This window comes from Luteimonas panaciterrae (genome assembly GCF_020511115.1).
Taxonomy (GTDB): domain Bacteria; phylum Pseudomonadota; class Gammaproteobacteria; order Xanthomonadales; family Xanthomonadaceae; genus Luteimonas; species Luteimonas panaciterrae.
Genome location: NZ_JAJAVH010000048.1, coordinates 1 through 369, shown reverse-complemented (window position 1 = coordinate 369; position 369 = coordinate 1). Strand labels below are relative to the sequence as shown.

The following is a 369-nucleotide window of genomic DNA, read 5'->3' as shown; positions in this document are numbered from 1 at the left end:
GTATCAGATCTGCGAGACGCTCAACCCGACCAACTGCGATACGGCGAACGTGACGGTAACCGTCTCGGCGGCGCCGATCGACGCGGTCGACGACAGCGGCAGCGCCAATGGCGCAAGCGGCGGCGTCGCGGTGCCGAACGTGCTGACGAACGACACCTTGAACGGTGCGCCGGCCACGCTCAGCAACGTCACGCTGACGCAGACCTCGACGACCAACCCGAACGTCACGCTGGACCCGGCGACGGGCGCGGTGAACGTGGCGCCGGGTACCCCGGCGGGGACGTACACGGTCGTGTATCAGATCTGCGAGACGCTCAACCCGACCAACTGCGATACGGCGAACGTGACGGTAACCGTCTCGGCGGCGCC

1 protein-coding gene is annotated in these 369 nt (G+C 67.5%); it reads left to right on the top strand.

Annotated elements, in window-relative coordinates; translation table 11 throughout:
• A partial coding sequence (locus LG367_RS18170) for a hypothetical protein (RefSeq protein ID WP_226470676.1) occupies nucleotides 1–369 on the top strand: 369 nt, incomplete at both ends.